11 protein-coding genes are annotated in these 6,932 nt (G+C 48.9%); all 11 read left to right on the forward strand.

Annotation, left to right across the window (positions count from 1 at the left end; all coding sequences use genetic code 11):
• Window positions 1-420 (forward strand): alpha/beta hydrolase (locus ACY2VT_RS13895; RefSeq protein ID WP_461880289.1); only part of this gene is annotated, 420 nt, incomplete at its 5' end.
• A 21-nt stretch (window positions 421-441) separates the two neighbouring features.
• Complete coding sequence (locus tag ACY2VT_RS13900) at window positions 442-981, forward strand: DUF2284 domain-containing protein (protein WP_461877938.1); 540 nt, start codon at window positions 442-444, stop codon at window positions 979-981.
• A gap of 70 nt (window positions 982-1,051) precedes the next feature.
• Window positions 1,052-1,252, forward strand: a complete 201-nt coding sequence (locus ACY2VT_RS13905) for a hypothetical protein (protein ID WP_082424415.1) — start codon at window positions 1,052-1,054, stop codon at window positions 1,250-1,252.
• A 128-nt stretch (window positions 1,253-1,380) separates the two neighbouring features.
• A complete protein-coding gene (locus ACY2VT_RS13910) occupies window positions 1,381-1,674 on the forward strand; it encodes a YabP/YqfC family sporulation protein (RefSeq protein WP_461880290.1) in 294 nt (97 codons plus the stop codon).
• 45 nt (window positions 1,675-1,719) lie between these two features.
• Window positions 1,720-3,018 (forward strand): sporulation protein YqfD, encoded by a 1,299-nt coding sequence (locus ACY2VT_RS13915; protein ID WP_461880291.1) that lies wholly within the window; start codon window positions 1,720-1,722, stop codon window positions 3,016-3,018.
• Complete coding sequence (locus tag ACY2VT_RS13920; protein ID WP_022462554.1) at window positions 3,005-4,036, forward strand: PhoH family protein; 1,032 nt, start codon at window positions 3,005-3,007, stop codon at window positions 4,034-4,036. Before ACY2VT_RS13915 ends, ACY2VT_RS13920 begins: the two co-directional genes overlap by 14 nt.
• Window positions 4,033-4,536, forward strand: a complete 504-nt coding sequence (ybeY, locus tag ACY2VT_RS13925; protein WP_117805406.1) for an rRNA maturation RNase YbeY — start codon at window positions 4,033-4,035, stop codon at window positions 4,534-4,536. Before ACY2VT_RS13920 ends, ybeY begins: the two co-directional genes overlap by 4 nt.
• A 50-nt stretch (window positions 4,537-4,586) precedes the next feature.
• Window positions 4,587-5,741 (forward strand): DUF3048 domain-containing protein, encoded by a 1,155-nt coding sequence (locus ACY2VT_RS13930; RefSeq protein WP_461880292.1) that lies wholly within the window; start codon window positions 4,587-4,589, stop codon window positions 5,739-5,741.
• Window positions 5,716-5,868 (forward strand): hypothetical protein, encoded by a 153-nt coding sequence (locus ACY2VT_RS13935; RefSeq protein ID WP_461880293.1) that lies wholly within the window; start codon window positions 5,716-5,718, stop codon window positions 5,866-5,868. Before ACY2VT_RS13930 ends, ACY2VT_RS13935 begins: the two co-directional genes overlap by 26 nt.
• Before the next feature lie 155 nt (window positions 5,869-6,023).
• A complete protein-coding gene (locus tag ACY2VT_RS13940; RefSeq protein ID WP_055267865.1) occupies window positions 6,024-6,242 on the forward strand; it encodes a DUF896 domain-containing protein in 219 nt (72 codons plus the stop codon).
• Entirely contained in the window at window positions 6,220-6,768 is a 549-nt protein-coding gene (locus ACY2VT_RS13945; protein ID WP_461880294.1) for a 5-formyltetrahydrofolate cyclo-ligase, read from the forward strand. Before ACY2VT_RS13940 ends, ACY2VT_RS13945 begins: the two co-directional genes overlap by 23 nt.
• The last annotated feature ends 164 nt before the right edge of the window (window positions 6,769-6,932 follow it).

Consider the following 6,932-nt stretch of genomic DNA (forward strand, 5'->3'; position numbering starts at 1 on the left):
CGGCACCCAGTACGTGGTGGACAGAAGCCGTATCAGGGAATCGAAAGCTTTGAACACAGTTCGTCCCTCTCACGTCCGCGCTTTCTCTATTACCAGCAGAAGCGGGAAAAAGAGCCGCTGTATCACTTAAATGCCGCTTCCTACGGATGGCTCCATGCCGCCGCACATCTGTACCGCGATCTGATGCGGAGCGGCTGGAAACGGATCGAGGCTCCTGTTCTTTTATTTCAGGCGGAGAATGATTACCTCGTATCCAACCGTGCCCAGGAGCGGATGATCCGGAAAATGGCAGAACGCCGTCCCGGCATGGCAAAAATGGTAAAAGTACCGGGCGCAAAGCATGAATTGTTTGGAACCAGAGGGCGTATGCTCCAGACGTACTGGAATATGGTATTTGCTTTTCTGGAAAAAGATCTGTAACAAAAGAGAAGGGATGACAAAATGACACAGACAGAAATCGAAGAATATATTACCCAGTTTCCTATCTATCAGTATGCATTTGTAAAACCGGAGGACATCGAATTCAATGACCGGGTCCGCCAGATCTGCAAAAAGGAGTGCTCCCGCTACGGAGCCTCCTGGTCCTGCCCGCCGGCGGTCGGCACTGTCGAGGTATGTAAGGAGCGCTGCATGAACTACGATCATGTGCTGTTCTTCTCCAGCATCGCAGAAGTGGACAATATCATGGATATGGATGAGACATTAAAAACAAAATCGGAGCACGAAAAAATCACACGCGAAATCGAACAGCATTTGAAAGATAAAACGCTGCTCACGTTCGCACTCTCCTCCGATTCCTGTCAGCTCTGCGAAAAATGTACCTATCCGAGAGGCGGCTGCCGCCATCTTGAGCTGATGCATCCGTGCATCGAGAGCCATGGCATTGTTGTTGCAAACCTGATTGAAAAAAATATGATGGATTATTACCTCGGCGAGCATATGGTCGTATGGTTCAGCATGATTTTCTATAAAGAATCGTAATCTGTGATGTAATTTTCCATTCTTTCAAGCGTATTTACAGTAGAGGATTTCGCTGTAAAAACAGCCGACAGTGACTGCCGAAGAACCGCAGGTAACGGAAGCACCGCAGGAATCGGATCCGTATGGCGGACAGCTCGTCTGGATTTCAGAGACCGGATCGAAGTACCATAACAAAAATAACTGCGGCAGAATGAATCCGGATCGGGCATATCAGATGACGAGAGAAAATGCAGAAGCCCAGGGGTATGAACCCTGCAAAAAATGTTTTTAAAAGGGAAATGAAACCCCGCAGCCTGATCGGGCAGGAAACCCCAGTGGCTGCGGGGTATTTTTGTGCTTTTTTCTGCATAAAATAGCGATAGAATAAAAAGCAGACCCGCAAAGCGGAGGAGGTTTTGGATGCGAAAAAAGAAAAAGCAGAAAAAATTGCTCCATCCGCCGGGCGGGGAGCTGCTTTCGGCGATGCAGGTTCCGTCAGATCTTGCTTTTGGTGAGCCGGTTGTGACGTTTTACGGCGGGAGAGAAGTGCAGATTGAAAATTACCGCAGGATTCTGGAATATAATGCGTGCCGCCTCTGCGTGCTTACACAATACGGCAGGCTGCTCCTTGTGGGAGAGGAAATCCGGATTGTTTCGTATTCCGGGGAGGAGATGCGGGTGGAAGGGAGAATCGATCAGGTGACGTTTCAATAAGTGTAATGATTCCAATCATTCCAATGCTGAAAAGGGGGTGTGCGTTTGCAGAGGGGAAAGGCTTTCTGGAAAGGCAGTGTGCGGATTCGTGTGACGGGCCGTGAACCGGAGCGTTTTTTCAATCTGTGCGGGCACCATAATATCACACTGTGGGACGTGACAGAACACAAGGGCTGTTTTGAGATGAGCCTTCTGCCGGAAGATTTTTTCCGTCTCCTGCCGATCCGCCGCAAGAGCGGTGTGCGCATCCGAATACAGAAAAAACAGGGACTGCCTTTCTTTTACCGGCAAAGTTTAAAAAGAAAGGCATTTTTTATTGGCATTTTTCTCTGCCTGGCGGGACTTTACACGCTGTCGCAGTTCATCTGGAATATTCATGTGGAAGGAAATTACGCGAACAGTACGCAGACGATCTTAAACAGCCTTGACGCGGCCGGGATTCATCATGGAAGCTGGAAAAAACGTGTGGACTGCAGCCAGACCGCATCGTATCTGCGGGAGCAGTTTCCGAATCTGACCTGGGTGTCCGCAAAAATAGAAGGGACGCAGCTTGTCCTTGCGGTAAAAGAAAACGTAGACGGCTATGTGATCGAAGAAAAAGCAGATGATCCGCAGAATCTTGTGGCGAAAAAAGAAGGGACGGTCGTGCGCATTATCACACGGAACGGCATTCCGCAGGTGCTCCCCGGTGATACATGTCAAGCGGGAGACATTCTTGTAAAGGGCGAGATTCCGCTTGTGAATGACAGTGGGGAAACGTATGATTATTCTTATGTTCACGCAGACGCGGATATTGACCTTGAGACGACGTGGTACTATTATGATACCTTTCCGCTTTCCCATACGGTACGGACATATCAGAAAGCAGAGAAAAAAACGCCGGTATTCCAGATTTCTGCTTACCGATTTTTCCTTGGAAATCTGCTGCCGAAGAATTTTGTGGAGAGTTTGCGGAGCATGACCGGAACGGCGGATCAGAAAACAGAGAAAAAGGAAAATGGAGCGGACGAGGAAGTGTCCCTTCAGCAGCTTTATCTGACAGAAAACTTTGCCCTTCCGTTTTATTTCGGCTACCGTCAGAAATTTCCTTTTGAAGTTCAGAAAGAAACCTATTCAGAACACGAGGCAAAAGAAAAAGCCTCGCAGAATTATCAGAAATTCCACAGAAATTTATCAGAAAAAGGACTTCAAATATCGGAAAATCATGTTACAATAGAACTTAACGATACGTCATGTATCACAAAAGGGACACTTCGTGTGATAGAACGGGCCGTAGAAGCACAGCCCTGCGAAATGCAGAAGATGTCGGATGGAAAGGAATCAATGGTAGATGAACAGCAATAACAACATGATAGAACTGCAGATGGAACTGCCCATCGAACATGAAAAGAAAGTATTCGGCCAGTTTGATGAACACATCAAAATCCTGGAGAGATCCCTGGCGGTTACGCTGATCTCCCGGGACGGCGTTTTAAAAATTGTAGGCCCGGCATCGAATGCAGCGCGCGCAAAGGAATGTCTGACACAGCTTCTGGAGCTCTCACGCCGCGGAAATGATATCACGACACAGAACGTCAATTATGCAATCTCACTTGTTATGGAGGACAGCGGAAGCAGCCTTGCGGAAATCGACAGCGACTGCATCTGCCACACCGTTGCAGGCCGTCCGGTCAAACCGAAAACACTCGGTCAGAAAGCGTACGTGGATGCGATCCGGGAAAAGATGATCGTCTTCGGCGTCGGCCCTGCCGGAACCGGAAAAACGTACCTTGCGATGGCGATGGCGATCACGGCATTCCGAAACGATGAGGTAGGCCGTATTATTCTGACGCGTCCGGCGATTGAGGCGGGTGAGAAACTCGGTTTCCTGCCAGGAGATCTGCAGAGCAAAATCGACCCGTATCTGCGTCCGCTCTACGATGCGCTGTATCAGATTATGGGAGCAGAGAGTTTCCAGAAAAATATGGAAAAAGGGCTGATCGAAGTTGCACCGCTCGCGTACATGCGAGGCCGTACGCTCGACAATGCGTTTATTATCCTTGATGAGGCACAGAATACGACACCGGCGCAGATGAAGATGTTCCTGACCCGTATCGGTTTCGGTTCCAAAGTCATTGTAACCGGAGATGCCTCTCAGAAGGACCTTCCTTCCGGTACACGCTCCGGCCTTGATGTGGCAATGCAGGTACTGAAGAAAGTAGACGGAATTTCCTTCTGCGAGCTGACGAGCAAGGACGTTGTCCGTCATCCGCTGGTGCAGAAGATTGTACAGGCTTACGATGAATATGAAAAGAAAGCAAAGCCGGAAAATCACAGCGGCAGAGCAAAAAGTACGACGAGAAAACGGAGGGAAAATAAATGACACTGACGTTTGAAAATGAACAGGATTTTGACCTTGGATTTGATCCGGAAGAGGTTGCAGCAGCGGTAATCAATGGTGTGCTGGATCAGGAAGCGTGCCCGTATGAGGCAGAAGTAGAACTGATTCTGACCGATCCGGAAAATATCCGCACCATGAACCGGGAACACAGAAACATTGACCGGGAGACAGACGTGCTTTCTTTCCCGATGGTAGATTATCCTTCTCCGGCTTCTTTCGATTTTCTGGAGACGGAAGAGGGAGATGACTGCTTTAACCCGGACAGCGGTGAACTGATGCTGGGTGATATTGTGATTTCTGTTGCACGCGCAAGAGCGCAGGCGGAGGAATACGGTCATTCCTTAAAACGTGAGTTTGCTTTTCTTGTTGCACACAGTATGCTGCATCTTCTGGGTTATGATCATATGACACCGGAGGAAGCAGCCGTGATGGAGGCAAAGCAGGAAGAGGTGCTGCAGCGTCTCGGTATCACAAGAGACTGATTGAGAGCAAAAAAGGAGGGGTCTTTATCAAAAAGAGAGGGTTTTACACATTGGGGATTGCTCTGCTGGAAAGCATGATGCTGTTCGGCTGCCGGAAAATTGGGGAAACAGCACCGGAAACTGCATCGGCAGGAACTTCTTATGTCTCAGAAGAGACAGCAGGGGAAAGCAAGACAGAAACGAAAGCTACGGAACCAGCGGCACCGACCGAAGATCCGGCATCGGAGCCGCTGGTTCCGGAAGCGATTGAGCCGACACCCGCGGAGGATGCGCTGCCGGAAGGTATGGTAAAAAGTTATCTGACAGGAGAACCTGTCGCCGAGGTACAGGGAAGAAGGCGTCCGGTGGCGGTCATGCTGAGCAATATCATCAGCGCCTGCCCGCAGAGCGGTATCAGCCGTGCGGGAGTGATCTATGAAGCGCCGGTCGAAGGCGGCATTACGCGCCTGATGGGGCTGTTTGAAAACTATGATGATCTCGAAAAGATCGGATCGGTGCGGAGCTGCCGCGAATATTATGTGTATCTGGCAGCGGGATTTGACGCTCTGTATTACCACTATGGACAGGCGGCGTATGCGATTCCGCTGCTCGAATCGGATCACATAGACAATGTGAACGGCATGGAGTATTCGGAACAGGTGTATTACCGGACGTCGGATCGTCCGTCGCCGCACAATGCGTATTTGGATGCGGCCGGGATTGCAGCGGGAATCGATCTCTGCGGCTACCGGACATCTTACAAAGACGGTTATGACGGATTTTTCCAGTTTGCATCCGAGACAGAACCGGAAACGCTGGAACAGGGACGAAATGCCGCCTATGTGGCACCGGGCGGATATTTCCACAATAATCCATGGTTTTCGTACGATGAGGCGAGCGGCACGTATTTGCGTTATCAGTTCGGGGAACCGCAGATCGATGAGATGACACAGGAACAGCTTGCGGTGAAGAACATTATCGTGCAGTACTGTTCCTGGAAAAAGTATGATGACAATGCGGAATATCTCGACATCGACGTGGTAAACGGCGGAACGGGAACGTATATCACAAACGGAAAGGCCATCGATGTGACATGGAGCAAGGATGATCCGTGGGGCGTCACAAAGTACCGGAACAGCAATGGAGAGGAGATTAAACTGAATCCTGGAAAAACATGGGTTCTGATTGTTTTGGATAATTATGCAGATGAGACTGAAATCCGGTGATAAAGCTGGATTTCAGGATTTTTCTCAGATCGGCTGGACAGATCCTGTGTTTTGCGGTAAGATAAAGAGAAAATCCGGTCATTTAACCGAATCAAGCAAGTCCCTCGCTTCTAAAGCGGTGGGATGAATTGTTAAAAGAAACATAACGGCAGTGGCAGGCGGAGAGAAATCGGTATCCTCCACTGACATGAGGCGAGTCACAGTCGAACTATTTTCGACATGTCAGACTCCGTGAAAATACCGACTGTGAGTTGAAACAAACAAAGGAGAAAAATACAGAAAATGGAAATTAATATACAAAGAATCAACGAACTTGCCCGCAAGGCGAAAGCAGAAGGGCTGACACCGGCGGAGAAAGAGGAGCAGCAGAAGCTTCGGAGAGAATACATTGCAGCCGTAAAAATGAACCTCCGTACCCAGCTCGACAATATTGATGTGCAGGAGAAAGACGGAACAATTGTAAATCTGGGGGAGCGTTATGGAAGCAAAAGGAAACATTAGAAAAGAAGTTTTTGCCCGAAGAAGAGCAGCCACACAGGAAGAAATCCAGGAAAAGAGCCGTATGATTTATGAAAAAATCACGGCTCTGCCGGAATTTCTGGATGCGGACTGCTTTTTTGCGTATATGGACTTTAAGAAAGAAGTCATGACGCGGGATCTGATCGAAAAAGCGCTGGAGATGGGGAAAACCGTCGCTGTGCCGCGCGTGGAAGGCGCCGATATGGTTTATTATGAGATCAAAGATTTCTCCACGCTGAAATCCGGCTATTTTGGCATTATGGAGCCGGACGGCGGAAAGGTCTGCACGCGGGAAGAGGGCTTTTTGCTGGTACCCGGCGTGGCCTTTGATCCGGCGCGCCACAGAGTCGGATATGGAAAAGGATTTTATGACCGTTTTCTTGCCGCACATCCAGGGTTTACAACGGTTGCGGCGGCGTTTGAGTTTCAGCTGTTTGACGCGGTGCCGTTCGAGGAGACGGACATTCTGCCGCAGATGCTGGTGACAGAACAGAAGATTTACCGTTAAACTAATTACGATAAGACAACACGAGGACTAATTGTTAAGTAACCAAAAACATAGAAATATGTTTATAAATATAGATAAAAGTGGACATACGAAATCTCTTATCTATAGCTTAACAATAGGTCTCAAGCCTAAGTGACTGCTACTGTCGAAAGACATGTTGCAGA

The sequence above is a fragment of the Fusicatenibacter sp. genome, from assembly GCF_050872605.1.
GTDB lineage: Bacteria > Bacillota > Clostridia > Lachnospirales > Lachnospiraceae > Fusicatenibacter.

Excerpts from the sequence above, each read along its gene's own strand:
- ACY2VT_RS13900 (WP_461877938.1), top strand. The coding sequence starts at position 442 with ATGACACAGACAGAAATCGAAGAATATATTACCCAGTTTCCTATCTAT.
- ACY2VT_RS13910 (WP_461880290.1), top strand. The coding sequence starts at position 1,381 with ATGCGAAAAAAGAAAAAGCAGAAAAAATTGCTCCATCCGCCGGGCGGG.
- ACY2VT_RS13920 (WP_022462554.1), top strand. The coding sequence starts at position 3,005 with ATGAACAGCAATAACAACATGATAGAACTGCAGATGGAACTGCCCATC.
- ybeY (WP_117805406.1), top strand. The coding sequence starts at position 4,033 with ATGACACTGACGTTTGAAAATGAACAGGATTTTGACCTTGGATTTGAT.
- ACY2VT_RS13935 (WP_461880293.1), top strand. The coding sequence starts at position 5,716 with ATGCAGATGAGACTGAAATCCGGTGATAAAGCTGGATTTCAGGATTTT.
- ACY2VT_RS13940 (WP_055267865.1), top strand. The coding sequence starts at position 6,024 with ATGGAAATTAATATACAAAGAATCAACGAACTTGCCCGCAAGGCGAAA.
- ACY2VT_RS13945 (WP_461880294.1), top strand. The coding sequence starts at position 6,220 with ATGGAAGCAAAAGGAAACATTAGAAAAGAAGTTTTTGCCCGAAGAAGA.